Annotated in this window: 22 protein-coding genes and 1 other RNA gene; 14 read left to right on the top strand and 9 right to left on the bottom strand. The window is 41.1% G+C overall.

Features of this window, described 5'->3' with window-relative positions:
• Positions 1-106: 106 nt before the first annotated feature.
• A complete protein-coding gene (locus tag H5164_RS09850) occupies positions 107-433 on the bottom strand; it encodes a YraN family protein (protein ID WP_182697763.1) in 327 nt (108 codons plus the stop codon).
• Positions 430-2,253, bottom strand: a complete 1,824-nt coding sequence (locus tag H5164_RS09845; RefSeq protein WP_124017507.1) for a penicillin-binding protein activator — start codon at positions 2,251-2,253, stop codon at positions 430-432. Before H5164_RS09845 ends, H5164_RS09850 begins: the two co-directional genes overlap by 4 nt.
• 89 nt (positions 2,254-2,342) lie before the next feature.
• Here H5164_RS09845 and rsmI point away from each other — a divergent pair, with 89 nt between their 5' ends.
• The 6 genes from rsmI (at position 2,343) to H5164_RS09815 (ending at position 7,871) form a co-directional block, all read left to right on the top strand.
• Complete coding sequence (rsmI, locus tag H5164_RS09840) at positions 2,343-3,185, top strand: 16S rRNA (cytidine(1402)-2'-O)-methyltransferase (protein ID WP_182755871.1); 843 nt, start codon at positions 2,343-2,345, stop codon at positions 3,183-3,185.
• A 54-nt stretch (positions 3,186-3,239) separates the two neighbouring features.
• Positions 3,240-3,593: RNase P RNA component class A (rnpB, locus tag H5164_RS09835), an RNA gene on the top strand.
• 93 nt (positions 3,594-3,686) lie between these two features.
• On the top strand, positions 3,687-5,369 hold the full coding sequence (locus H5164_RS09830) for a tyrosine-type recombinase/integrase (RefSeq protein WP_182755869.1): 1,683 nt from the start codon (positions 3,687-3,689) through the stop codon (positions 5,367-5,369).
• A 63-nt stretch (positions 5,370-5,432) separates the two neighbouring features.
• On the top strand, positions 5,433-5,714 hold the full coding sequence (locus tag H5164_RS09825) for a hypothetical protein (protein WP_182755867.1): 282 nt from the start codon (positions 5,433-5,435) through the stop codon (positions 5,712-5,714).
• Between the two features lie 22 nt (positions 5,715-5,736).
• Entirely contained in the window at positions 5,737-6,357 is a 621-nt protein-coding gene (locus H5164_RS09820; RefSeq protein WP_182755865.1) for a hypothetical protein, read from the top strand.
• A 743-nt stretch (positions 6,358-7,100) separates the two neighbouring features.
• Positions 7,101-7,871 carry an inovirus-type Gp2 protein gene (locus H5164_RS09815; RefSeq protein ID WP_182755863.1) on the top strand — a complete coding sequence of 257 codons (771 nt, stop codon included), beginning with the start codon at positions 7,101-7,103 and terminating at the stop codon, positions 7,869-7,871.
• A 97-nt stretch (positions 7,872-7,968) separates the two neighbouring features.
• Here the strand turns inward: H5164_RS09815 and H5164_RS09810 are convergent, their stop codons facing one another.
• Together H5164_RS09810 and H5164_RS09805 are read right to left on the bottom strand one after the other, a co-directional pair.
• Positions 7,969-8,517 carry a tyrosine-type recombinase/integrase gene (locus tag H5164_RS09810; RefSeq protein WP_182755861.1) on the bottom strand — a complete coding sequence of 183 codons (549 nt, stop codon included), beginning with the start codon at positions 8,515-8,517 and terminating at the stop codon, positions 7,969-7,971.
• A 371-nt stretch (positions 8,518-8,888) separates the two neighbouring features.
• Positions 8,889-9,587: a dienelactone hydrolase family protein gene (locus H5164_RS09805; protein WP_182755859.1), complete on the bottom strand. Its 699-nt coding sequence runs from the start codon at positions 9,585-9,587 to the stop codon at positions 8,889-8,891.
• Positions 9,588-10,059: 472 nt separating this feature from the next.
• On the opposite strand from H5164_RS09805, the gene H5164_RS09800 reads away from it, so the two are divergent.
• The gene (locus tag H5164_RS09800; protein ID WP_182755856.1) at positions 10,060-12,189 is read left to right on the top strand and encodes a TonB-dependent siderophore receptor; all 2,130 of its coding nucleotides are present in this window, start codon (positions 10,060-10,062) and stop codon (positions 12,187-12,189) included.
• Positions 12,190-12,411: 222 nt separating this feature from the next.
• Here the strand turns inward: H5164_RS09800 and H5164_RS09795 are convergent, their stop codons facing one another.
• Both H5164_RS09795 and H5164_RS09790 read right to left on the bottom strand, forming a co-directional pair.
• Positions 12,412-14,070 carry a ShlB/FhaC/HecB family hemolysin secretion/activation protein gene (locus H5164_RS09795; protein ID WP_404948303.1) on the bottom strand — a complete coding sequence of 553 codons (1,659 nt, stop codon included), beginning with the start codon at positions 14,068-14,070 and terminating at the stop codon, positions 12,412-12,414.
• A gap of 263 nt (positions 14,071-14,333) precedes the next feature.
• On the bottom strand, positions 14,334-15,554 hold the full coding sequence (locus H5164_RS09790) for a threonine/serine exporter ThrE family protein (RefSeq protein ID WP_182756083.1): 1,221 nt from the start codon (positions 15,552-15,554) through the stop codon (positions 14,334-14,336).
• A gap of 163 nt (positions 15,555-15,717) precedes the next feature.
• Between H5164_RS09790 and H5164_RS09785 the strand changes: the two genes are divergently transcribed.
• The 4 genes from H5164_RS09785 to H5164_RS09770 all read left to right on the top strand — a co-directional run bounded on the left by H5164_RS09785 (position 15,718) and on the right by H5164_RS09770 (position 20,967).
• Positions 15,718-16,113 carry an MAPEG family protein gene (locus tag H5164_RS09785; RefSeq protein WP_182697779.1) on the top strand — a complete coding sequence of 132 codons (396 nt, stop codon included), beginning with the start codon at positions 15,718-15,720 and terminating at the stop codon, positions 16,111-16,113.
• A 202-nt stretch (positions 16,114-16,315) separates the two neighbouring features.
• On the top strand, positions 16,316-18,637 hold the full coding sequence (locus tag H5164_RS09780; RefSeq protein ID WP_182755854.1) for a YgiQ family radical SAM protein: 2,322 nt from the start codon (positions 16,316-16,318) through the stop codon (positions 18,635-18,637).
• A gap of 218 nt (positions 18,638-18,855) precedes the next feature.
• The gene (locus H5164_RS09775; protein WP_182755852.1) at positions 18,856-19,458 is read left to right on the top strand and encodes a hypothetical protein; all 603 of its coding nucleotides are present in this window, start codon (positions 18,856-18,858) and stop codon (positions 19,456-19,458) included.
• A 1,086-nt stretch (positions 19,459-20,544) separates the two neighbouring features.
• Positions 20,545-20,967: a hypothetical protein gene (locus tag H5164_RS09770; RefSeq protein ID WP_182723108.1), complete on the top strand. Its 423-nt coding sequence runs from the start codon at positions 20,545-20,547 to the stop codon at positions 20,965-20,967.
• A gap of 508 nt (positions 20,968-21,475) precedes the next feature.
• Here the strand turns inward: H5164_RS09770 and H5164_RS09765 are convergent.
• The 3 genes from H5164_RS09765 to H5164_RS09755 all read right to left on the bottom strand — a co-directional run bounded on the left by H5164_RS09765 (position 21,476) and on the right by H5164_RS09755 (position 23,594).
• A complete protein-coding gene (locus H5164_RS09765) occupies positions 21,476-22,057 on the bottom strand; it encodes a lipid-binding SYLF domain-containing protein (protein ID WP_124017514.1) in 582 nt (193 codons plus the stop codon).
• Between the two features lie 141 nt (positions 22,058-22,198).
• Positions 22,199-23,137, bottom strand: coding sequence for a hypothetical protein (locus H5164_RS09760; RefSeq protein ID WP_124017515.1), 939 nt, complete (start codon positions 23,135-23,137; stop codon positions 22,199-22,201).
• Between the two features lie 64 nt (positions 23,138-23,201).
• The gene (locus H5164_RS09755) at positions 23,202-23,594 is read right to left on the bottom strand and encodes a nitrous oxide-stimulated promoter family protein (protein ID WP_124017516.1); all 393 of its coding nucleotides are present in this window, start codon (positions 23,592-23,594) and stop codon (positions 23,202-23,204) included.
• 378 nt (positions 23,595-23,972) lie between these two features.
• On the opposite strand from H5164_RS09755, the gene H5164_RS09750 reads away from it, so the two are divergent.
• From H5164_RS09750 to H5164_RS09740, 3 genes are all read left to right on the top strand, one after another.
• Complete coding sequence (locus H5164_RS09750) at positions 23,973-25,049, top strand: hypothetical protein (RefSeq protein WP_182755849.1); 1,077 nt, start codon at positions 23,973-23,975, stop codon at positions 25,047-25,049.
• 116 nt (positions 25,050-25,165) lie between these two features.
• Positions 25,166-25,489 (top strand): hypothetical protein, encoded by a 324-nt coding sequence (locus tag H5164_RS09745; RefSeq protein ID WP_220492685.1) that lies wholly within the window; start codon positions 25,166-25,168, stop codon positions 25,487-25,489.
• Positions 25,479-26,960 carry a YdiU family protein gene (locus H5164_RS09740; RefSeq protein ID WP_182756081.1) on the top strand — a complete coding sequence of 494 codons (1,482 nt, stop codon included), beginning with the start codon at positions 25,479-25,481 and terminating at the stop codon, positions 26,958-26,960. The genes H5164_RS09745 and H5164_RS09740 overlap by 11 nt, the downstream gene beginning before the upstream one ends.
• Positions 26,961-26,974: the final 14 nt, after the last annotated feature.

Here is a 26,974-nt window from a genome sequence, read left to right as displayed (position 1 = left end):
TGTCTACGTATGTCTCTGATTGGCCTTTTTAATATCGCTCATCAGTAAGACTTGGTGATTTGACTCTATGATGCCATAAATCAAGGTTATGGTAATCAATTGCCGCTTAAAAACAGCCTTGTAGCCAGTTTATTTCATCAATATTCATCGCAATGACATCAAAGCGACAAGGTGGATTCAATTTTTGTCTTTGTAAATAATGATCCGCGGCTAATCTTATCCGGGTGATTTGCTTATTTGTAAGTGCATTTAAGGCGCCACCAAACTGATTTGACGCTCTAAATTTGACTTCCACAAACACCCATACATCTTGCTGGCGCATAATCAAATCTATTTCACCAAATGGATAGCGGACATTAGCGGCAACAAATATCAGACCTTGTTGTTCAAGATAAGTTCGTGCACGTTGCTCAGCTAATTGTCCACTGTTCATAGTGGTGTTAATTTTCCTTGAGTATATTTACCCCAAGACAATTGACGCTCAATCACACCATTAGGTTTCACTGATAATGCGCCGCTACGCCCCATAAATTGATAACCAGGGAAGGCACGCATTTGCGCTAAACGATTAACCAACTCAAGTGCGTCAAACCCCATGACATACAAGCGTTTTTGGCTATTATTCCAACCACTCCACAGTTCTGACACCATTTGAGTTTCGCTATTCGATTGCATTAGCCAAGGAACATCACTAATGATCAAGTTATTTAACTCTTGTGCTGATTGTGCTGACTCACTTTCAAGGCGGCTCCGGCTAGTGGTATATAAAGTTACCGGTTCAGAGAACACACTAAAGTTAACGTCTAAAAAGGGTTTTAGCAGGGCTAAATCTTGTGAACCAGAAATCATGTAAATCGCATCAATATCTTGGCGAGAACGAAAATCTGATTCTAAGCGACTGCCTAATAAATCGCGCATTCTACTAATACGTGCCTGGCTATCTTTTACGCCCAATGCTTCTTGAACCGTCAACTTCATTTGGTCGCCAGCATCATAGAAATACACTTCGGCATCGTTACTGGTTAATGTCAGCCATGTTTGTTGAAAACTGTCGGCCATACGTTTACCAATCGGGTCATTACTGGCTAAAAGCAATGGCAGTTTGACGCCATCATTAAACAGTTTACGTGCTGCATCACTGGCCTCTTGCGCGGGTGACAATGAAAAATAAAACAGATTTGGTTGTGGTGTAAAGGTGTCTGTTTGATTCAAATACAGCTGAGGAATAGTGGTTTTTTGTTTATCATTTACTTTCTGTAATTCTTCAACTTCATTGGGTAATAATGGCCCAATGATAAATTCCGCTCCCTTGGCAACGGCTTGTTGATAAGCGGCAGCAACACCTTGCTGAGTATCATAAAAGTTAATTGATACATTGGCATCATAGTCTGACAGGTAACTTGACATTAACCCCTGACGAATGGGCTCAGCAACCACAGCACGTGGACCACTTAATGGTAATAACACCGCAATATTTTGCGGTCTAAAAGGCTTAGCATTGAGTGCCTGTTCTAGATCTGCAGGTAATTTCATCGCCGCAGGATGATTAGGGTTATTACGCTGCCATTCACCTAAATAACGCACTAATTGAGTTGGTTCAACCGCATAATGCTTAGCAATATAGGTTAATTGTAACCAACCCGCAAAAATCGGATTAGACTGATCGCGCATAAACGACTGCACTGTTTCTTCATGTAAAGGCTGTAGAAGCTTCCAAATGACATTATTAATCGCAGAGGTTTCAGATTTTGGTAAGTAATTACTTAACAGGCTTAATTGCTTAACTTGATCAATTGGCTGTTGAGTATTCTTATACAGCTTGGCTTTAAATTGGTGATAACTCGCCATTTGCCAACGCGGTAACTGCCAATGAGGCGGATACTGTAATATATCCAGCGCAGCTTGGCTGCTATTGGTTTTCTCTGCAATGCGCGCACGCAAGTATATGTGCTCAGCTTGAAGCGAGGGAACGGTCACCATCGACTTCTGCATTGAGGTTAATACTTTAGCGGCAGAATTAAAGTTACCGTCATTGATATAAGCGTGAGCGGCGAGTAATAAATAACGATCACGCTTTTCTGGTAAACTGCTATTCGTTGCTTGGGCTAAATAAACTTTAGCTGGATGTTCAGCGGCAACGAGCGATGCACTTGCGTCAATATTATCTTGCTGTTTATTGGCGGCACAACCGACCACCAATACAGAGAAAATCAACGCGCACACGAATTTTGTAGTATTCAGTCTTTTTAACACTTGGCTTCACTCTGGTAAGATGCTGTCACTAGTTTAACCTGCTCTTACGCTTGGCGAAAGACTCAGGTAGATTCATTATCGAGGTAATTATGGACCAAATGGTCGCGCTGTATATTGTTCCCACCCCAATTGGTAATTTTGGCGACATCAGCGCTCGGGCAATAGACGTGCTGCAACAGGTTGATTTAATCGCCTGCGAAGACACACGCCATAGCGGAAGGCTGCTGAGTCACTTTGGTATTGAAACCCGTAAAACGGCATTACATGATCACAATGAACGTGACCGAGCGCAATGGATAGTTGAACAGTTAAATGAAGGTAAATCAATCGCACTTATTTCTGATGCGGGTACGCCATTAATTTCTGATCCTGGCTATCATTTAGTTAATCATGTTCGCCAAGCTGGCCACAGAGTCGTGCCACTGCCTGGCGCTTGTGCCGCCATTACCGCCCTAAGTGCATCAGGGTTACCGTCTGATCGCTTTAGTTTTGAAGGTTTTTTACCTTCAAAAGAAAAAGCGCGTATCGATAAGCTTGAATTTCTTAAAGAAGACCCTCGTACGCTGATATTTTACGAATCTCCTCACCGTATTCTTTATAGCCTTGCTGCTATTGTTGAGGTGTTAGGCGAAGATAGACAAATAGTGATGGCTCGTGAAGTCACTAAAACCTTCGAAACTTTTTTATCGGGTACCGCTGCTGAAGTATTGGCACAGGTTGAAGCCGATGATAATCAGCAAAAAGGCGAAATGGTCATTATGTGCCATGGCTTTACATTAACTGATGAAGAAGGTATTCCAGCGGTTGCAGTTGCTACATTAAAGTTACTTTGTGAAGAATTACCGCTTAAGAAAGCCGCAGCTATAGCTGGGCAAATTCATGGTTTAAAGAAAAATGCCCTATATAAATATGGTTTAGAACTGGATTTATAAAAAGCTGGTCGCTTTGGCATTGGTTTGTTGCGCTGCTTAGGCTATAATCCGCGCCGAGTTGGCCAGACAGTTGCCGCGTACGTAAGTACGGGGAGGAAAGTCCGGGCTTCAAAGAGCGGGGTACCAGGTAACGCCTGGGCGGTGTGAACCGACGACAAGTGCAACAGAGAGGAGACCGCCATTTTGGCCTCGGCTAAGATGGTAAGGGTGAAAGGGTGCGGTAAGAGCGCACCGTGCGGCTAGCAATAGTCCGTAGCAAGGTAAACTCTACCCGAAGCAAGACCAAATAGGGTTCCGCATGGCGCTGCTCGCGTTGGAACCGGGTAGGTTGCTTGAGCCTGTGAGCGATTGCAGGCCTAGATGAATAACTGTCCACGACAGGACCCGGCTTATCGGCTAACTCAACCAATTGGGAAAGCCCCTTGTAATTCAAGGGGCTAACTCAATACTTCAATAGTTATCCATATAATCAGTGTGACGCTGTAACACAAGGTGTCACACATGTACTATCAAAAAATCCCTCATACTATTGTCAGAAATGGCATCTACTATCTTAATTTTCGATTAAACAATAAAAAGTTCATCCGCCAGTCTCTTTTGACTGATAGTGCTAGACAGGCTAAGTTTCTAGTCGGTAAGATGTTGCCATCTATCAGGAAAATGAAAAATCAAATGGAATTGACCTCTGAAGAAGACCTTGTTGATCGTATATCAGCACTGAATCAAGTAATTCGAACCATGGTTTCTAACATTCGTGAGCGTGCCAATGCAGCAATGTATCCCACATCAAATGAAGCTATGTTATACATAAAAAAGTGGAATTCTATATGTGATGATATCGAATGCCCTGAAGATATTGAACCAGATTACTGGGAAGGGTATTTACAGGCGGAATATTATAACCAACCAAGCAAACATGCTTTAGATTATCTATTCCCATTAGAAGTAGAACCAAAAAATACTGCTTACAATATTGTCCACGCAATATTCAATCCGACTAAGCCAGAGTTTCACAATGTATTAGAGTCCGTAACTCGGGTTTATGATATCGCAAGTAGTATACGTGAGAATATTGAAGCTTTTGATTATCCAGAAGCTGAAAAACAAATTAAAAGCTTAGAACTTTATGCTGAAAGGTTATGCGGTGATAAGTTAACTCCACCAGCACACATTACTAGCCAGCCAATCTTATCTGTCAAAGTAACCTCGCCATTACTGTCAAATTGTTTTAATCAATTCATTAATTCTAAGCAGAATGGTAAAGACCGTTGGGATGAAAAACAGCTAAGTACTAATAAACGCAATGCTGATACATTGATAGCGCTAATTGGTGATATGCCAATTAACGACATAGATTCTCATGTTTTAGATGACGCATTTAGCATTGCCATGCAGATGCCTAGACGAAACAAGAAACCCTACAACCGTTTAAGCGTACCAGAGTGCATAGAACTTGCTCAGGCAGGTGATATTGATGAAGATGATATAGTATCAGTCAAAACAGTTAAGGAGCTTAAGAAGCTATTGCAAGGGCTTTATAAGTTTCTAAAACTCAAAAGAGAAATTGATAAATCCCCGACAGAGGGAATGTTAATTAACCTATCCAGCAATACAAGGCGTGGGGCATTTAGTCATACTGAAATGCAGTCTATTGTTGAGCATGCTTGTACGCAGACAGAAGACTATAAAAAATGGCCTCTACTGATAATGGCTTATACTGGAATGCGTAATGGTGAAATCATGCAATTACGTCAACAAGATATTAAGTACGACAGCGAAACAGAAATTCTCTATTTTCACATCACCCCAGATGCTGGTGCCGTTAAAACAAAAGCCGCTGTACGTAAAATTCCAGTCCACTCCAAGTTACTTGAACAAGAGTTTTTAGCGTTTGTAAGAGGTTCAAATGATAGGTTGTTTGAACAAGGGGCTAGAGCGCTAACGAGCTACTATCAAAGGATTAAGGATGTATTGCAACTTCCTGATGTAGATGAAAATAATGATGCACTTTCCCTATATTCAATACGTCATAGAGTGGTTACTACCTTGCAGTCAAAAGGGGTGAATCTATCCACAACACAGCAGCTTGTCGGGCATTCAAAACAAAGCTCTATTACGGAGAGATATACGCACAGTATAGATTTAACATCGTTGCAGTTGGCAATTGAAATAATTCATTATTGATAGATTGAAGAGTCATTTGATTGATACAAAGATATTAAATTAATAATTTAAGGAGTAATTAATATGGGACTAATATCAAAATTTCTTGATAATGTACATGAAGAACATGTACAAGATGAGCTGAGCAAGGTTAACAAGTTGTACACTGGCTGGATTAAATTAACAGACAATTGCACTGATACTAAAGAAGTGTTGCAAGTGTTAAACGCGGCGTTAGCAGTGAGTGAGGTTATAAAAGAAAAATACACTAGCCCAGATAAATTTTATAATCAATTTGTGACGAATACTGATGATGTGGTAGCCGTTTATTATTGCAAGCGTACAAATACAATCAAAAGTTTATAACTGACTACTTTAAGGAGTTACTATGAGGCTTATATTGCTCTGTACAGCATGTATATTGATGGGGTGCCAGCCAAGTGACTCTGACTTTGATAAAAGAGTTGATGAGTTTAAATCAACTGATATTGGAAAAGATATTGCTAATAATAAATTTGTACCGCCATACAGTAGTTTTGATCCATTATTGGATTTTACAGAATGGTGTAACTCTGTTCTATGGGTACAGAAAACGACAGAAGAACAGTTTATTGATGAAGCATTTTTAAGAGAAGATATACTTGCTTTAGCTCCTAAGGAAATTATAGGTTTCAAGGGCGCTACTAATGATTTTATTGAAAAGTCTGGCGGATCTGATGCTATTTATCAATATGCCCATGGCGATGCGGCTTATCTTATGAAGCCTTCTCGTTTAGCTGTACCAGTCATTAGACACATGTTAAAAGAGAATGGGGAGAGCCCAAGTTTTAAAAAAGTAATGGCTTTGAATCAGAATAAACCAAAGAGGTCTAAATCTTTCAAAGATGCTAGTGATTTATGTTTTACTGCGGATGTTCTTACGGGGGTTTTAGGCGGTGAAAGTCGTTCGAGGGCGATAATCAAAGACGTCTCGACATTGGTTCGTAAGAATACATTGCAGGAGCGATAAGTGTGCTGATTTGAGTAGGGACTAAACTATTAATTTGAAGATTAGTTCTGCTTAATGACATTTGCGGATAACCTTTTAATTCAGTTTCTTTGAAGGTCTTTGTTACTAATTATTTGTAAAGAGCGTGGTGGCATAGGTCTTTGTTATAGCTATGTATTTTTTATTTATTTCTTACCATCTTGTTACGATATCAATCTTGTTGTTGATGTAAGTTGATAATAAGTTTTGAGTACGTAGTCGTGGTCATGTTATATTATTTATAGAGGTAAAGTTCAAACTGACCTTTCGTTCAGCATTATAGCTAATAATTCTTATACTCCTTTCATAAGCTGCCAATAAGGTAGCCAAAGTATTTAACAAATAGAATGTATAAAGTTACAACTCCTTATCTGAAGGACGTTGCTGTTTTCATTCCCTGTAAAACAAACAAACATAATATGTTATCAATTATCTGGATAGTGATTTTTTATACTATTCATAGTTCATGGTTTCTATCTTTCATTTAATCCATGTAGTAAAAAATTAATTATTAAGGTGGTACAACCTGCTTTAAATTCCCATAGTTGGAAATGTTAAATACCTAATGTTTTTTGCTCAAGCTATTAGTGTAGTGGAGTTTATATTATCTATGGCTATAGGTGTGGAATTTAATCTAATTTGGTGAAAAGCTTATTCTATAAGTGTTTTGATAGGTTTTAAAATTCGTGGTAAGTGTAATACGTTAATATAAGTATAGGAGGAGTATGTCTAAGGTATTTAGTCCCACGTTAGTTAGTGGTTATTTGTATAGGGGAGTTTATCGAGTTAATAAGAATTACCGTAGTTATGATTATGATCATTTGTCGTCATTGGTAAAATGGTGGGAGTACTTGGATCATAGTCAGTATCGGTATACATTTCTTGTTTTTACATTAAGTTATAATAAAGATGATATTCATAACTCGTCAAATATAACTAGCTTCATTAGTAACATAAGGAAAAACTTCAAAATAAATGGGTTTGAGGTTCCTTTGCACTCGGTTTGGAAGTTGGAATATCGTAAGCTCAGCTCGGAGTGTGGTGCTAGTGGATATCATTACCATGTGTTTCTGTGCTTCAATCGAGAAATATCGCCTTCCACTACACAACTTAGTCTACTAGTTAAAAAATACTGGAAATGGGGTGATGTCCACATTAGTGCTACACATTTAACACCTAAAACATTGCAAAGCGATGGAAGGGGATGGCCATTAGACTTCCCAATAAAAAATACACAAACAGAACATAGGGCTGGAGTATTCCATCATTTAAGTTATTTAGCTAAAAATGACCCAGAACAAGTTTTACCATCAGAATATAATGGAGATTCATTTAAAGCATCCCAGTGTATTCCTGATAGATTGATAAGGCATCCAAGTATTATAAAACGTAAAAATAAAATAAGATTAATACAACAAGATTGTATAGATTTTGAGGATGCCCCATATATGCCTGTATCATTGGATATAGATTTCAAGAGTGAAGTTCCATTTTGATCTAGAAGAAGCCATTTTAGCTTAACAAACTGCTCCCCCCTTCAACTTCCTGATAAATGTTTAAAAGTTGCTTAAAATGGCTCTGAGGAGCTTTAAATTATAGCTCCAGACAGGTGAAAGCATCATCTAGTTCATCTTGGTCAATACCTATATACCTTAGCGTGTGAGCAGTTGAGCTATGCTGTAAGGCTTTCTGGACTAAGGCGATATTGTTGGTATTACGATATTGGAAATAACCCCATGTTTTACGCATAGAATGAGTATTAATTGGCGTATCTATAATGTTTGATGCTTCTTGTAATGCCTTACTCAGTGTTTGCCGTGTAATGGGTTTCTCGCTTGATTTAGCGCGGTTGCTGGTGGACTGAAACAAGTATGTATGCCCATAAGTCTTTCTACGTTTAACAATATCTAATGCTTTACCATTAAGGCGTATTTGAATGGACTTGTTGGTTTTCTGTGCCTTAACGGTTAATACGTCATTTTTAATATCGGTAAATTGAATCGCCAGTAAATCAGATACCCTCAATGAAACTTGCAAACCAAACCGCCACGCATCGCTTACCACTTCTGAGTAGTGTTTAGTGATGAACGTTTCAACCCGTTCAAGGTCAGCTTTAGATTTAATTGCATTAACTTCATTCATGATAAATCCCTTAATTTAATGGGTTTGCTAAGTTACACAATTAAGTCTAATGGAGTGGTTTGAACAAGTAAAGTGATATCCCTATTTTTAAAGGACTCCCTATATTACATAATGTTATTGTGTAACTTAGATATTTTGTTTATTCATGATTTTTAAAAGTGGGATGGCTTTGTGCCGTGCTTAGAGGGTTTCCCTTAAATCTAGGATTTCACTGTCACACATTGTGTAACACAGATATGAGTGCTAATCTCATGATTCAATGAGTTATATCATTAATTAGTGTTACACAGGGCTTATCGGCCAACTCAACCTCTTTATAATAAAAGGCCTCACAGCAATGTGAGGCCTTTTATGTTACTGACACCTGTGGGTTAAATGCAGAGTTGTTCGGCAAGAAACGCCAGTGAACGTCCCTGGGCTAAAGCCGCGGATGGTTGATGATACATGCCTGAACGTCCCCAACAGTTAAAACCGTGTCCTGCAGGGTAGTCAAAAAATTGTGCATGAGTGTGATGAGCAAACGTTGCTTTAATTTTAGCAACATCATTGGCTGGAATATGTTCGTCATGTGCACCGTGATGGAACATAATCGCTTGCTTAAGCTGCGGCGCAACATCTAAATAATTTGCAATACCGCCACCGTAATAACATACAGCTGCGCTGATGTCTGCACTTGCAGCCGCACTGCGATAGGCAAGTTGACCGCCAAGGCAGTAGCCAATAATACCGATTTTTCCATTGACCTCTGGGCGTGTTTTAAGGAAATCAATTGCCGTCACAACATCGCTAACAGCCTGATCGGCATCCAGAGTTTGGTAACACTCAAAGGCTTTTTGGGTACCTGCGTCATCATAGTTTAAATCCAGTCGTGGAGTGAGTCGCCAGAACACGTCAGGAGCGAAAACCACAAAACCAGCTTGCGCATAGCTGTCGGCAACGGCACGAATGTGTTCATTCACTCCCCAAATTTCTTGAAGTAAAACCAGACCTGGACCTGTGCCTGTAGGAGGTAAACTCAGGTATCCGGCAAAAGGTTGGTCAGGAATAATAGTAATCCATTGTTGTGTCATGTGAACCTCTGTTTAGGTGAATTTAGCTAGGCTATATATGTTAGCGCCAATTGAGATCAATGTGTTTATACGCTGATATCTCAGTTTATTGTTTACGACTATTGAAGGTCATTATCTATAATAATTTCAATAAAATCATAGCTATTAACCATTTGTGTTGCAAACGAATTGGTGTGTTTATACTTCAATAATCTGATTCTGAAAAGGGTGGTTATACGTCGCCAATAGCATGTTTGACCAATTAACACCTCCTCAATTTACTCTCACACTAATGCACAGATTAACAACGGCGGTTATTTACTGCTGCATGCTCAACCTACTGCAATGACTTCATGCTAGCAATATTCTGTGCTAGATAATAATTAACAAAATATCACAAATGTAAATTATTGAATGAGAATAGTTGTCATTAGTATTTGATGCTATATTGCACGCAATTTTATAGCGATAGATTGTTACTAGGTAAAGTGTCATGCATTTGAAGGTTACGAATATTGGGGTGTTAAGCCTACTATTACCAGCGTTGAGTGTCAGTGCTAATGAATCGGCTGTGAATTCGAATCAGTCAATTGAGAAAATAACTGTCATGGGGCGGGCACAGACCTTTTATCGTGAATCTTCTACGTCTGTTGGTGCCAAAGTTGAAACTGATATTATGGATTTACCACAATCGGTACAGGTGCTGAATGAACAGTTGATTGTTGACCAAGCGGCACGTGAAATCACCGACTTATATCGTTCTATTGCGGGGGTAAGCACTTACAGTTACTCGGGAGTGACCTTTCGTGGTTTTCGTGATGACAGCAATGTGTTTTATGACGGTGTAAGAGGCGACCCTTTTTCGGGATTCGGCGTACCGCAGTTATTTAATATTGAACGAGTTGAAGTGTTAAAAGGTCCTGCTGCTGCGTTATACGGTGGTGGAGAACCTGGCGGGATGATCAATTATGTCAATAAAAAGCCGAGCTTTGTCCAAGATACTGAAGTGACATTAACCACTGGTGATAACGATCGTATGGGCGGGTCAATTGATTCTAAAGGTGGTTTAACAGATTCAGTTGCCTATCGTTTAGGTGGTTTTTATGAACAAAAAGACAGCTTTCGTAATAATGCAGACTCTGAAAACACCGAGCTGACCGGTGGGTTATTATTTCAACTTGGCGATGATACAGCGCTCACAACCACCATTGATTATATCAAACAAGACTTAGGCGGTAATCGTTTACGTGGTGTTCCCGTTGACGATGAGGGTAATTTTTTAGTGGATCCAAGCTATAACGCGAATGAAAAATCCGACTATCAAAACCTTGAAGCAACAATATTACAAGCTAACTTACAACATCACTTTAGCGATGAGTTGAGTGTTAATACCATAGTGCGTTATCTGGATAACGAGCGCGTTCAGGGGTATCACGAATCACAAAGTTGGGTTGATGTTAATGGCGATGGTAAAGCAAATATTGATGATAAAACCATTAAACGTGAATATCGTAAACAATATCGCGCTAACCAAGAAGTGAGTGTGACGTCAGATTTTGTATATCGATTAGATACTGATATTGAGCAAACCTTATTATTTGGAGCAGATTATCATCACGTAAACAGCGATTATGATTATTGGCGTGCCCGTTACGAGGCTGACGGGGTGGCCAATCTCAACATTTTTGATCTTAATTACGGTGAAACAGATCCTTCAACTTATAACTTACAAGATCAACATCGTGATGGCACTAAAACCGAACGCGCGGGTTTATATGTTCAAGATCAAATTAGTTTAAGCGAGAAATGGTTGTTGTTGATGGGACTACGTTACGATCACTTTAACGATTTTGACAAAGAAACTGGCTTTGAGTTTAGTGATAGCCATGTATCACCGCGTGGTGGTGTTGTTTATAAATACTCCACCGATACGTCGTTATATATTAACTACGCTGAAAGTTTTAATCCGACCTCCCTTGGCGATCAAGAAACTGCAAGTAAAGACGCGAGTTTAGATCCGGAAATGGGCGAGCAGGTTGAGTTCGGTATTAAAAATCAGTGGTTTGACGGTAGTATGATGACCACGGTTGCTGTGTATCAAATTACCAAAAAAGATGTTGCCATGAGTAACCCTGACTATACCGGTCTTGATGATGGTATCCCTGCCTTGGTTAGTTTAGGGCATGTCGAAAGTAAAGGGGTTGAGTTTACTCTGGTGGGCGATATTACTGCCGACTGGACCATTATGGCCAATTATGCCTACAACGATGCCCGTGTTACCCAAGGCGATGTGGGCGATACTTATGCCGATGGCACTAAGTTTATTAATGCGCCGCGACATCAAGCGGGTTTGTGGACGCGTTATGAGATTGCCAGTTTGCAGTCTTCTATTGCATTAGGTGCCGACTATGTTAGTGAGCAAATCAGCGCGGATGCGCAGCGTGTTAAGCCTTATACTGTGTTTGATATGAGCTGGACAACTCGGTGGCAAGATACGCAATTTCAGTTAAATGTGAAAAACCTGTTTGATAAACAATATGCCGTGAGCGGTTTCTCTGAACGTAATGGTCATTTCCCTGGTGCACCACGAGAAGTGGTGTTGCAGGTATCACATCACTTTTAAACTAAGACGGTTAGTTGCAGTAGTATTTACGTGTTGTTGAATAAAAAGGAGTGAACAATTTATTGTTTACTCCTTTTTTGTTAAGCCGCTGCTTTACACGCTGGTTTTGTGGCCACCAGTTGAGAACATTTTTGGTCATCAAGTCTACATTGCAGCACATAAAGCATTAAGTGCTGACTACTTTGCGAAAGTTTATCGTAACTAAACGGTCTACCTACCGCTTTAAAAATGGTCCTTAACTTGGAATCTAAATTCCCAGGCATTGATGTCATTACCTGTGGTGATAGGGACGGCAATATCAACATGGGCTACGTTACCGTAGCTTGATTTAGGGGAGTAAATGCGCGCGCCGATGCCAACACTGCCAATAGGACCATTGACTTCATTTTGCTGATCTGTGCCGCCGCTTGCTTCGCCAATGTCAGCAAATACTGCCCAGCCTAATTCGGCCAGTTGATATAAGTTAATATTAGGGTAATAACGGATCTCACCAGTAAGTAACCATTGGTTGTCACCATGTTGATAGTCATTAGGGTAACCGCGCACGCCGGTTTCATCGCCAAGGGCAAAAGTTCGGTCAAGGTAATTATTGTGCGAAGTGGCAATGCGGGCCTTGGAGTAGGCCGTCCACTTTGGGCTAATTTGATGGAAAAATTCAGCCCCTAAACCGACATTATAAAAGTCCTGTTGACCCGTTTGAATATCGGTCTGGCCATCGATAGTCATGAGCAATAATTGATTGTCTTTTTGCCAGCCACGGGTACTTAGCATGGTTAAGTGGTAGCCGAGATCGGCATTATCAGCGACGTCATTGGTTTCTAATCCTAAACTGACCCTATGATGCCAGCCCAAATTAAAGTCTTCGTTTTTATTAATCAGGTGAATATTATTTAGGACTGTGAATTGATCTTGGACATATTCGTAGCTGATCCATGGATACATAAATTCACGATCATAAGGTAATGGTGACTGAGGATATAAGTCTATATTATTGAATTGATGTTGGTCTTGGGTAATACCGACACTGATACGATGCAATTGATCCGCTTGTTTATCGACTAACCAACCATAACCTAAGTTTGCATAATCAATAACATGCTCAAACTCGTTAATGTCTTGACCATTTTGTCTAATGGTATCAATGCGGGTGTCAGTTAACCACGACGCTGCATACATATTTTGGCTATCGAGGGTATAAAAGGGCTTATTAAAGGCAATTGAGGATGCTTGACCGTCACTGTTGTCGTAAAAATCAACCGACACATTCGCGTGTTTAAGCCATCTTACTGGAGCATCAAAAGCTAATTTATAACCGGTACGATCGGCACTTGATTGGTATTTTATTTTGGTTTTAACCCCTAATCCCAGTAGGTTATCTTCTTTCATACCAAAAGAATATTTAGTGTCGCCACCATTTTTGCTCAAGCTTACCGTGGGTAATAATGACCAGTTATCCCATGTTTCGACTAACACCACATCTTCAACATTATCGGTTGCCAATGGGTCTTTTCTGGCAATATTAATTTTAGCATCGCGAATATAAGATTCGTAACGCAACAATCGCTGCGCTTCTTGCAGATCTTTCTCGGTGATCTTATCGCCTTTTTCAAAGCTTAAGCTATTGAGAATGGTCGATTCTTTGGTGTTGATATGCAAATAGTTAGCCCAGCGATGTAAAAAGATAGCATCTGGTGCTGACTCATCAAAAATAGGGTGACTAACAATAACGATTTTAGCGACCTTATCAACAAGGTGCTTATTAGTTGTCGATTGCTCATTGATGTCAGAGTCATCGTTGGCGGTTAGCTGTGACTGAGTGGCTGCAACCTCAGCTTGAACACTCTGCGAAGTCAGCAGGATGAAGAAAATAAATGCTGCCATAAATATGATTGGCATAGCTTCGTCCTTATTTTTATTGTTATGTTTTTTTAAGAGGTCAGCAACAAAGGGTAATTGTTTCTAATATGAAATTATTATGTTGCCTCTTTGTTTTGTATCATACCTGAATAACATCATAGTCAAACATGTAGCTTAAATAAATATTTCATTTAGCCACTAAAAAGATAAGGGTATTTAGATTGTTAACAACATAAGGGCTGTATTTATCATGCCCTCATGCTGTTTGAAATATAATAATCGGAGGCTTACAAGGAACGGCGGGGAGGTACGATTACGTTGGCAAAAATGAGTCCTGCGATTAAGGACATAAAAATGAGGAATATTTGTGAGCCTAAATGGGCTTGATTCAGCATCGTTTCACCTGAGATAAGTGCATTTAAGCCGATATAAGTTTTGCTACCCGGAACAAGAATAACAATACCTTGGAGTAACGCAATCGACACTGGTGCCTTCATCCAACGGGCGTATAGATTCGAATAAATACCTACCGCGAGCGCGCCGACAAAAATGCCAATAGATTCACCTAAGTAGATACCGCCGAGCATGGCAGAGAAAAAAGCCACAATGCCAGCAAAAACCCCCCAAGGAGAGTCTTTTAAGCGTGCTTTAAAGATAATCACCAGTGACATAGACAATAGCGGTACAGCAGACCAAATCGCCCAGCGCGGCAGTGGTATCGGTTCGACATAAATGGTTTCGCCAAATATCGCTTTCCCTATGGTCATGCCAAGCACTGCACCAAAATACAGTTTAAACAACTGCATGACAGCATCCATGATACGTGCAGTACCCGAGATTAAGTCGCGGGCGGCAAGCTCCGCTAAGCCAAGCGTGAGCGCAAGACCAGGAACAAAAATAATAATCCCCGATAAAATGGTCACAGGTAAATTGATACTCGGGTCAAATTGCGCAATCCCTGTTGCCATGATAGCGCAAACGACCGCCGCCATAGGCTCAAGCATTTCTGCAATACGTTTTGAACGTTCAGCCCAAAAAACGAGGCTGTATACCAGTAAGCCTAAAATAGCCGACCAAAAAACGTCATGCCAACCGGTACCCATTAACATGGCAAAGGCACCCGCACTTGAGCCAAAAGCTAATAAAGTGAGTTTATGGCCATAAGGATTGGGTTTATTGGCAATTTCTTCTAGGCGCTCTAACGCTTCTTGCAGAGTGCGCTGGCCAGAACTAAGCTCTTCCACTAACTCAAAAGTGCGTGCTAATGAACCTAAATCGAGGTCACCAGGTTTGACGCGAGCGACATGGTTATACTCTTGTTCAGTATCGTGTTGCAGTACAAAAGTCATCGAAGTCGGTGATATTAAAAAGTAACCTTCAATACCGAGCGTGCTACATACCGTTTGCAAGTGGGATTCTAAGCGATACGCAGGCGTACCAAACTTATGTAAGTATTTTCCTAACTTAATAATAAATCGGCGTTTTTCTAAAAAATCCTGATTATCCACTGGGCGATAGTCACTCTTGTTAGGGTGTTGAGCTAGTTTTGGCGCGAATATTAACCGATTAAGGCGTGTGTTTACAGCCAAACTGATCCAAAATGTTGGTATAGCATCAATATGTTAAAGATTGATGTAATAACAATAATATAGTCGACTCAAGGAATAACACATGACATTGATGATATCGGGTTTATACGCGGGTTTAACGGCGGTATTGGTTTTAGCATTATCGTACAAAGTGGTTAAATTTCGTCGCGCAAATAAAATAGGTATCGGTGATGGTGGTCACCAAGGATTATCGATTGCGATTCGAGCGCATGGCAATTTAATTGAAAATGCACCCATAGTACTTATTTTGTTAGCGTTGGCTGAATTAAATGGTATGCCAGTTTACTTGATACATTGTTTGGGCACCGCTTGGATTGTGGCGCGCTTATTACATGCAATTGGGTTAAATCAAGGCCAAGGTGGTTATCATTTTGGCCGTTTTTGGGGCGTATTAATCACGTGGATTGTGCTATTAACCTTAGCGGTTGCTAATATTGGCTTCTTTCTTGGGTTATAACATTGAAAGCATAAGGGAATAGCAATATTCCCATGCGTTTTACAAGGTTATAAAAGGATAAAAATATTTCACTTTTGATGTTTTTTTAGTCACACTTAGTGTCGCTGTACTGCTATACTCCGCGTCCGTTAAATTCAGCCGTAGGCTGATGTTGTCATCGGATCAGTTAGACTGGTTTTCCCCATTTATGTAGGTCATATACATGCAAGTTGAGTCAACGTTATTTAATTATCCAAAGTTTTGGGCTGAATGCTACGGAACTGCACCTTTTTTACCTATGTCTCGCAAAGAGATGGATATTTTAGGTTGGGATAGTTGCGATATTATTGTCGTGACTGGCGACGCGTATGTTGACCATCCTAGCTTTGGTATGGCGGTGATTGGGCGAATGTTAGAAGCTCAAGGTTATCGTGTGGGTATTATTTCGCAGCCAGACTGGTCAAACAAAGAAGACTTTATGCAGCTAGGTCGTCCAAATCTGTTTTTTGGGGTAACCGCTGGCAACATGGATTCGATGATTAACCGTTACACAGCAGACCGCAAGTTACGTCATGATGATGCCTATACTGCCGGAGATATTGGTGGTAAACGCCCAGATCGTGCGGTAACCGTGTACACCCAGCGTTGTAAAGAAGCCTTTAAAGATGTACCTGTTGTGATTGGCGGCATTGAAGCCAGCTTACGCCGTATTGCTCATTACGATTATTGGTCAGATAAAGTCCGTCGCAGTGTGATTTTTGACGCCAAAGCCGACATTTTAATTTACGGCAATGCTGAACGACCATTAATGGAAGTTGCACGCCGTATTGCTGCGGGTGAAGCCATTGGCGATATTGATGATGTTCGTGGTACCGCAACAATGCGTAAAGAACCTATGCCCGGTTGGCGCGGCATGGATTCACGCAAAATTGACCAACTACATAAAATTGAGCCATTACCTAGCCCATATGGTGCTGATGATGTTGGTTGCAGTAATTTATCTGGTCCAACAGACGAAAAGATTTTTGATAACGATGCGCCCAAAGCCATTAGCGTGCAACCGCCGCGTCCAAAGCCATGGGAAAAAACCTATGTGCTGCTTCCTGCCTATAACAAGGTCAGCGAAGATAAGTATTTGTATGCCCACGCCTCGCGTATTTTGCACCAAGAGCAAAATCCGGGTTGTGCCCGTGCCTTGTTTCAACCACATGATGCCAACCGTGGTGTATGGGTAAACCCACCAGCGTGGCCATTAAACACTGACGAAATGGATGCGGTATTCGATTTACCGTATCAACGCATCCCGCATCCGATGTATGGCAAAGAAAAAATCCCAGCTTACGATATGATTAAGACGTCGATCAATATCATGCGTGGTTGTTTTGGTGGTTGTTCATTCTGTTCGATTACCGAGCATGAAGGGCGAATTATTCAAAGTCGCTCGCAAGAGTCGATCATCAAAGAAATTAAAGACATTCAAGAAAAAGTGCCAGGTTTTACCGGTGTTATTTCTGACTTGGGTGGCCCAACGGCAAACATGTACCGTTTAGGTTGTACCAGTGAGAAAGCAGAGAAAACCTGCCGACGTTTATCGTGTGTGTTCCCGTCTATTTGTGGCCATCTGGGCACCGACCATAAACATACCATTGACTTATACAAAGCGGCGCGTGAAGTACCTGGCATTAAAAAAGTGCTAATCGCTTCGGGTGTGCGTTACGATTTGGCTATCGAAAACCCAGAATATATTCGAGAGTTAGCTAAACATCATGTGGGTGGTTATTTAAAAATTGCCCCAGAACATACCGAAGAAGGCCCACTCAGTAAAATGATGAAGCCAGGTATGGGAACCTATGACAAGTTTAAAGAGCTGTTTGATAAGTTTTCTAAAGAGGCGGGTAAAGAGCAGTTTTTAATTCCGTACTTTATTTCGGCGCATCCTGGTACTACCGATGAAGACATGGTCAATTTGGCATTATGGTTAAAAGGCCAGAAGTTTAAATTGGATCAAGTACAAAATTTTTATCCATCGCCGATGGCCAATGCGACCACGATTTATCATACCGAACTTAACTCACTGAAAAACATTAAACATGACAGTGAACAAGTGACAGTGCCGAAAAAAGGCCGTCAGCGTAAATTACATAAATTTTTGTTACGTTACCACGACCCTGTAGGCTGGCCGATGATCCGTGAAGCCTTAGTCGCCATGGGTAAAGAGTCGTTAATTGGTAATGGTCCAAATCATTTGGTACCACCAGAAACGCGTAACGAGCAAACTAAAGTGAAGTGGGGCCAAAAGCCGTCGCTTAAAGCAAAAGAACAAGGCGGCCAAAAGGCGATGACCCGTTTTTCTGCCGATCAGTTTGAAGACCGTAAAGGTAACACTAAAGCGGATAAAGGCAGTGTTAAGCCAGTAGGGCAGAAACCAAAGTCTCCAGCTAAAGCTTCGGGTCAAGCGGCAAATGGGCAAGCACCCAAAAGCCAGGGAGCTAAGCGTCCAGCAAAAGCGACCACTTGGGCGACTAAGTCTAAATACGCTAAGTAAGCTAACACGTTAACTTATTGTCATAAAACCCGCATGAACATTTGCGGGTTTTGTTTTTCTAGCAGCAATAGATTCAATAACAAGGTAATGTGGGCTAATACTGTCGCTAATACTGTCGCTAATACTGTAGCGAATAGTCATAAGTGTTTTACACTATGACTCTTTATCGATTTAATCGTTTTAAAATCTAATTATTTGATAAACAAGGAATGATCATTATGCCAACGTTAATTAGGCTGAGCGGATACCTTAGTGGGGTATTACTGTGTGGTAGCACTATGTTGGTTAATCCTGCTTATGCCGCAAACTCGGTACAGCAACAGCAATTTTTTGAAGCGATTAGCGCTCTTTGTGGTAAAGCTTTTGCCGGTAAGATCACTGCTGGTGGCAGTGAAGGAGATGGCTTTAGTGGCAAACCATTAATTATGCATGTAAGAGAATGCACCGATCACCAGTTACGTATTCCATTTCATGTTGGTGATGATCACTCTCGCACTTGGGTGATAACTCAAACCGATACCGGATTGCGCTTAAAGCATGATCATCGCCATGAAGATGGCAGCGATGACAAAGTGACTATGTATGGTGGAGAGACCCGTGATACTGGCACAGCCAACTTGCAAACGTTTCCAGTAGACGATGAGTCTATTGCCAACTTTAAGCAACATGGCTTAACGCAATCGGTTACTAACGAGTGGCAAATGATGATTGAAGCCAATACTTTTACTTATCGGTTAACCAGGGAAAATCGCGACTTTAAAGTTGAGTTTGATTTATCTCAACCAGTTGCATTACCACCAGCGCCTTGGGGATATAAATAGGTTTTTGACAAGTTTATCGGTTTTGCATGGCCTGCGGCCACTAGCGTTGTGGTGCTTCGCCCACACCAGAGTAAGTTAGTAGGTTGTCTTCTTACGCAGGCTAATTTAATCGTCATCCCGGTAATGTTCGTGAGCAGGGATCCAGGTTTGTACTTTTGCACTTTTGTATTTATGGCCTGCGGCCACTAACGTCGTGGCGCTTCACCCACACCAGAGCAAATGGGTAAAGCGCTTGTACCCCTTTGCAAACCCTCAGCGTTCCGGCAACATTTTCTGAACAGCGAAAAGGTCGCGACGGAAACTAATCTAGCTTTCGGCCTCGTTTGAATCCTGCTTCGGCCCATCTTGTAATAAGGAGTGAAAATGCTAACGCTTCCGATGGTACATCCTGTACCGCGAAAGCTAGTCTGATGTCCAGTCAGGTTCACGCATTCTTTTATAAAGAGTCTTCAACGTCCTCAAGTTCAGAGTTGAATCGGTCCATTTCCAAGTCAAGAAAACTAACTCGTTTGTGCCCCCAAAGTTTGTTGGCCTACGAATGAAGGTTTGGTATTTTTTATGATTGGTTGAGTGGTGTTTAGCTGAGTGGGTATTGGTTAAATGAGTTTGAAGCTTTTACCTTCAATGTAGTCAATCACTTGCAGTGGGCTTATGTGCAGATACTGCTTCGGGACGCTTTGCGCCATCCATGGCCGCTTAACGAAAATGTCCCTGTTTTCGATACCCTCAGTCGCATCTACACTGGATCATTCTATCTCTTCGATTTAGCTTCATTTGGTACGAATGTTAAGTTAAATGCTAACTTGTTTTTGACCCAAAACGTGTCAGTAAGGTATATCTTGGAGAAACTCATAACCGGGCAATATAAAAGCTATAAAATCGAAAACCTTTCTTAAAAGATGTAATTAGAAAAGGTGATTAGATACAAAGTTGTACAAAAAACTACTGTAAAACAGCGAATTTCTATAGCATAAAACATACCGATTAAAGTTTGATATGGCATCGCCCAAGTCTAATAAGCGATTTATGCGTCGCAAACAGCGCAACGCATAAATACTAAAACATTAACTGTAAAAGGAGCTTGTCATGCAGTATAAAAACACTCAGCTTGGAATCGCGATGATTTCTGTTATGGGAGTTGTAACATTAGTGCTTATCTTTGCTTCGGTAACTCAACCTACCGAACCTATTGGATTTGCGTATTTAATTGTAGGTTTGGTTTCAATTCTTTTTTCAGCATTAACAATCAAAGTTGAAGATGGAGAGATAAAATGGTTTTTTGGTCCAAAATTTTGGAATAAATCAATAAAGATATCTGAAATTGAGTCGGCGCAAGAGATAAGAACAAAATGGTACTACGGGCTTGGAATTCGGTTAATCTCAACTGGATGGTTATATAATGTTTCTGGTCTAACGGCTGTTGAATTAAAACTTAAAGATGGCACAACTGTTTTTCTGGGTACAAACGATCCAAAAAATTTAATAAAGGCTATTAAGCAAAGTAGTTAACTTGTGCTCGTTCCTTGCAAGTTTTAGCCAACTATTTACCGCCTTTTACAGTGCTCGCTATTAACTCATTTCTGTCCAAAAAGCGATCTGGTCTCTACTTAAAAATGGATAAATTCAACTCTGAACTTGAGGACGTTGAAGAAAATAGCGTGAGCTAGCCATGGATGGCGAGCTAGCTTTCGAGGGGAAGGGACGCCCCATCGGAAGCGTTAGCATTTTTGAATAAGGCCGAGGCAGGATTCAAATGAGGTTTCAAGCTGGATAAATTTCCGTTGCAATTTTTTCGCTGCCGTTGTTTGGTTAAACAGCGAAAATGTTGCCGGAACGGCAGGGGTGATCCAAGAGGGGATTGCTGTTGATCCTCTTTTGGCCCGTGCAGGGTGGAACCTTGCGATCTTAAGCGTTAGTGGCCACAGGCCATACCTTAAAAACCACTTATTCAAAATAATTCAGGCTGCCAATGGCAGCCTGAATGTTATGTACTTAAGAGTGTTAAGACTCGTCGCGGTTACTTACCATCAAAAGTAAATGACTGACCTGCTAGGGCGGCTTCAAACATTAATCCACCTTTAGCGGCGGTAAATATCGCCATGCCATTGATGTAGGCTGCAGTCGCAGCATGATTACTGCCAGCTTGTCCTGCACCCGCAGAATTACCTGTAGTGCCGACTTGAGCATTAGCACCAAGGTTAATCGCTACTGCTGACGCTTGAGCGCTAAACTCAAAACTGCCGCTGGTGAAATCATTGTATGCTTTGGCATCTTTAAAGAAGATTATTTCGCTATAGGCCTGTCCGCCTAGCTGAAAACCGATTGATAGCTGGGTTAATGTAGAATCACCCATATAAGAGCCTGCCTGATACACTCGACCGTTACCATAAGCAGCACCAATACCTATTCCCCCTTTGGCGACACTGGGGAAGATTGCATAACCATAAGCTGAATCAAATAAATGTCGGCTTTCGTTGGCTTTTTTAAAATTGGTAGTTGCATCGTTATAAGCTGCTTCGTCAGCAAAACTAGGAGCTGAAAACGCGAAGCTTATTAATACGAGAAAACTGGAAAACACTAAGCTAATTGAACGTTTCATAAATAACCTCGGTGACTATATTGTCATGATAAAACTGGCCTTAGAGTAGCATAACCCTTACATAGCGTGCGTTAATAAACATTTATATTCTGCTACTCGCAATACGCTCTTAAGCATAATGTTAACGTGAGACATGCGCCGTTAGTCTTTTTTATCACTGCTATTTTTAGTCGCGTATTGACTGGTATCGCGTCCATCTTTATTGGTCATTAACTGCTGTAAATAGGTGATTTCTTCATCGTCTAGTAGCGAATGAGCTTTAAGTTGCGACTGTGACGTATCATCTTTGCTGCTGGCGTTGAGTGCACCGCGCAAATAGGCTGATCGTGTGACTTGATGGATACCATACAAGGCAAACACATAGACTGTGAATAGAAGGCTTAATTGAGTTACTGCTTGAATTAACAAGGATACTGAATCACCTAAGTAAAATGGTAAGTATACCAATACAATTCGCAGCACCCAATTAATCAAAATACCTATGGTTAATACGCTTAACCAGCGAAAACGAATAACTTGTAAGTTAGGTTGCCTACTGGCTAAATATTGTGGTCGATAGCGTGATAACAAGCGATAAATCGCCCAAGAATAACCCATGGTTTGCAGCATTAATAATAGGGGTAAAATGACTGCTAGTAGGTTAATCGTGTTTAACTCAGCGAGTGATGTAATAGTGTTTTGTAAGTTTTTAGGGGCGATACGAATATGAAACAAGATGGCTGAACTGGTGACTAAGGCAGCAAGAATAGCCCCGCCAAAATGTTTAATGATCAGTGGTTGGTAGTCTTGTTCGGTTAAGCTGCTTTTACAATATAAATACAGCATGGGCATGAGTAAAAAATAGATTGGAATGAATAACGTTAGGGCCAAATGGATTGGTATTGGAGCTGTTTCTTGTGTTAGCAACCCGGTTAAAAAATAACAACCGATGAGTAAAAATATTCCCGCGAGTAGGCTATGGCTGCGAGTGCTGCTTTGATAAATATAATGAACATACACGCCCACTCCAAGGCAATGAATGCCTCCGAGTAAGGAAAGCCACCAGTATGTTTGAATAAATAAATCGTTAAATTGGTTCATTTTCACTCTCTTGGACGACAGTGAATACTAACCTACTTTCTGCAAAGCAAGTAGTTTACGATTGTTAACCTTGCTTAACTTTGCGAAAATGTCTGTTTGAGGCTTTTTCTGGTGGTAAACCTGGTGCAGGTTTACGCTCAGCAAGTAAATGCTTAATCGCCATAATGGGATGTGGTAATAACATTCTTGGCCCAGCAAACATCATAATTTCACGGGCTTTTTGTTTCATTTGGGGCTTGTAGCAGTGTACTGGGCATTTATTACACGTTGGTTTTTGTTGGCCGTAGGGGCAACGATCTAAACGAGTGTTGGCATAGCTTAGAAACTCACTACATTGTAGGCACACATCTCTGGCTGGTTTGAGTGGGTGGTGCACTTTACAGTAGATTTCCACCATAGCTTGCATAGTGCGAAACTCATAGAGTAATTGGTCACTCAATAATTCTGCTTCAGCCATAAGGTTATCCTCGATTTAATACCTTAGTAAAATAGTCTGATATTGGCAGTGTAAGCTCGATGATAACAGCTGACAAACTGAGTGTGGTTAACTTTGATATTCGGCCCAAAATTAACTTTATATGAGGTTAAGATCGCAAATATGGGGTTAAGATCGCAAAAAAGATTGAACCAGTGCTCAAATGATCGGCTATGTATGCCTTTTTACAGATTAAAATAGATAAATAGTCGCTTTTATAGTGTACATTGAAATAATAATGGTAGATGCTTAAAAAAACAGCACGCTATCATTAACCCTTTACATTACCTCACAATAAATGTCGTTGTGAGTGAGAACAAATAGTGTGTTATGGCACTTAATCAGCAAGGTGGAAGCCTAATGAAGATCATTTTAATGCTCGTATTGGTTGCAATTGCTCTGTACCTATACAGACGCACTCAAGCAGTGGCAAAACAAGAACTTGATAAAACCGATAGCAATGCCACTGCGCATTCGTCATCATCTGAAGTTGCTCAACCGTCATCGCCAGCCGCTACCGATACGACGGTTGCAGAGCATAAGGAATTAGATAAACCGGCAGCTGATGTCGTTTTAGGCGATTCTGTTATTAATGCCCCTCAGAGCACATCGGCTACATTGGTCGATGAACCAAGTACAACCGCTAATACTTCGCCTGTCGATACTCAACAAGCAGAACTCACTACCGAGCCAGATGCAGAGCTAAATGATTCTGAAATCACAGAAACCTTGAGTCATGCTAAGAGTCCATCAGTTAACGCTTCTCCTGTCGATACTCCAAAAATAAAGCTCACGACCGAGCCAGATGCTGAGCTAAATGATTCTGAAACTACAGATACCTTGAGTCATGCTAAGAGTCCATCAGTGAACGCTTCACCTGTCGAAACTCCAAACGTAAAACTCACGACCGAGCCAGATGCTGAGCCAAATGATTCTGAAACTACAGAGAGCTTGACTCATGCTGAAACTGGATCAGCGGATACATCTGCGACTGCAGTGTCGACTCTCCAAGCTGGAGGATTGAGTTTGGAGCCCGCTAAAGGCGATTGGGCTAGTGAGAGTTTGCAACAGCAGGTTGAAGTAGCCAACAATGCCACAGATCTTCAAGGTCAGCATGATGGTTTAGTCAGTGTGATTAACCATTGTTATAAAATGCGTAAGCAAGCTGATTATTGCCAATATGGCGCAGCATTGCAGCTAACCTATTTAGAGCTCTATCGCTCACTGCATCAGCAACATGTGGCTCAAAAAAATACTGACGATATCAAAGCGCCAGTGTTTATGCAGTTATCAACCTTGTTAAATGATGTTGGTCAATTTGATGAAGCGCTTAAGGTGTGCCAGCAAGCACTTGAATACCAGTTAACTGATGGAACTGTCACTGGGTTTGAAGGGCGAATAAAACGCATCGAAAAAGCTAAAGCTAAAGCGAGCTAATAGGCTAATCAATACTGTTGCATGGATATCAGGTATGATATTCAAAAGGAAAGCGGACCTTGGTTCGCTTTTTTGTTGCTTCAGATCCAATGATTTTAAGGTTTAAAATGATATTAATGACCCGTACATTGACTACAATATTGCTGATAACTGCCACGCAAGTCTTACTTGGCGGGTGTATGCGTACTCCAGAATGGACCTTATTTTATGTGGCTGACCACACGCCTGTGCCGACGCAAATTGTCCTGCAAGAGCATATTTCTGGTTATTACGATTCATTAGAACAATGCCAAGCTAAAGGTGCAGGAATGTTACGCTTACAGGCATCATCATTGCCAGCAGAGAAAGCTTTTGCTTGTGGTGAACAGTGTCAGGTAAATGAACAACAGCAATTACAATGTAAAAGTCAGGTTGTTGGTGCTGTATATGATGCACTTTAAGCAAGATTTTTTTGAACAATTAGACGGATTTTATTCACAAGTTTATCCGCTACCCATCAGCAATCCTCATTGGCTTGGTTGGAGTGATGACGCCGCGAAACTGATTGGATTACAAAAACCTAATAATGAATTGCTGATGCAGTTATCGGCTAACTATGCCGCGCCTGGCGCCAGTTATTATGCGCAAGTATATAGTGGTCATCAATTTGGCGGTTACACTCCCAGATTAGGCGATGGTCGCTCAATTATATTAGGTGAAGCTATTGGCCCTAATGGTGCTTGGGATGTCGCGTTAAAAGGTGGCGGCCCAACACCTTACTCTCGCCAAGGTGATGGCCGGGCAGTAATGCGCTCTGCGGTGCGCGAGTTTTTAGTATCAGAAGCGCTTGCGGCGCTTAATGTGCCCACAAGCCGCGCATTAGCCGTTATCGGTTCCGACTTACCTGTATGGCGTGAAAGCCAAGAAACAGCAGCTATTACGGTACGCCTGGCTAAAAGTCATATTCGTTTTGGTCATTTTGAATATTTTTTTCACAGTGAAAGCGGTGATGCTGGTAAGTTGACTCAATTAGTGAATTTTACGATTCAGCAGCACTTTACCCACTTATCCGCCGATGCTGCGGGTTATAAACAGTGGTTTTATGAGGTGGTGCAATCTACTGCAAAAATGATTGCCCATTGGCAGTCCATCGGTTTTGCTCACGGGGTAATGAATACCGACAATATGTCGATACTCGGTGACACCTTCGACTTTGGCCCCTTTGCATTTTTAGATACTTTTAAAGAAAACTTTATCTGTAATCACTCTGATCACGAGGGCCGTTATGCATTTGGCCAGCAGCCCGGAGTAGGTCTATGGAACCTTAAACGTTTAGCCCAAGCACTCTCGCCCATTATTGATGCTGATGATTTAATTGCGGCATTAAATACTTATCAAACTGAATTAGTTAACCAGTATTTAAGCCTAATGCGCGCCAAATTAGGGCTGCCTCAAGCGAGCATTAACTCAAATATATGCACTCAGGCGGCTCAAGCTGAGCTGGATCAGCAAGATTTACAGCTCGTGGGGCAGTTAACTGTTTTACTGGAAGCGAATCAACTTGATTACACCAATAGTTTACGTCGTGTGGGTCAAATTGACCCGAGTAGCTCTTATTGTACTTTACGTGATGATATGGTCGATCTTGCAGGCTTTGATACTTGGTATCAAGCTTATCAAAAGCGAGTGGGTGAAGTGGCAGATGTCAATGCGTGGCAAGATGATCGCAATAGTGTTAACCCGAAATACATTTTGCGTAATTACCTCGCGCAAGAGGCCATTATTGATATAGAAGAAAGTGGCGATAACAGTAAATTATTACAACTCCAACAATTGTTAAGTCGTCCTTTTGACGAACAGCCCGAGATGGAAGATTTTGCTAAACGCCCACCAGAATGGGGACAAGGCCTAATTATGTCTTGCAGCAGTTAATTGAATTATTTTAG

This window comes from Shewanella sp. SG41-3 (genome assembly GCF_014164545.1).
GTDB classification, from domain to species: domain Bacteria; phylum Pseudomonadota; class Gammaproteobacteria; order Enterobacterales; family Shewanellaceae; genus Shewanella; species Shewanella vesiculosa.
Note: the sequence above shows the minus strand (reverse complement) of the source record. Positions and strands in the feature narration are given on the sequence as shown.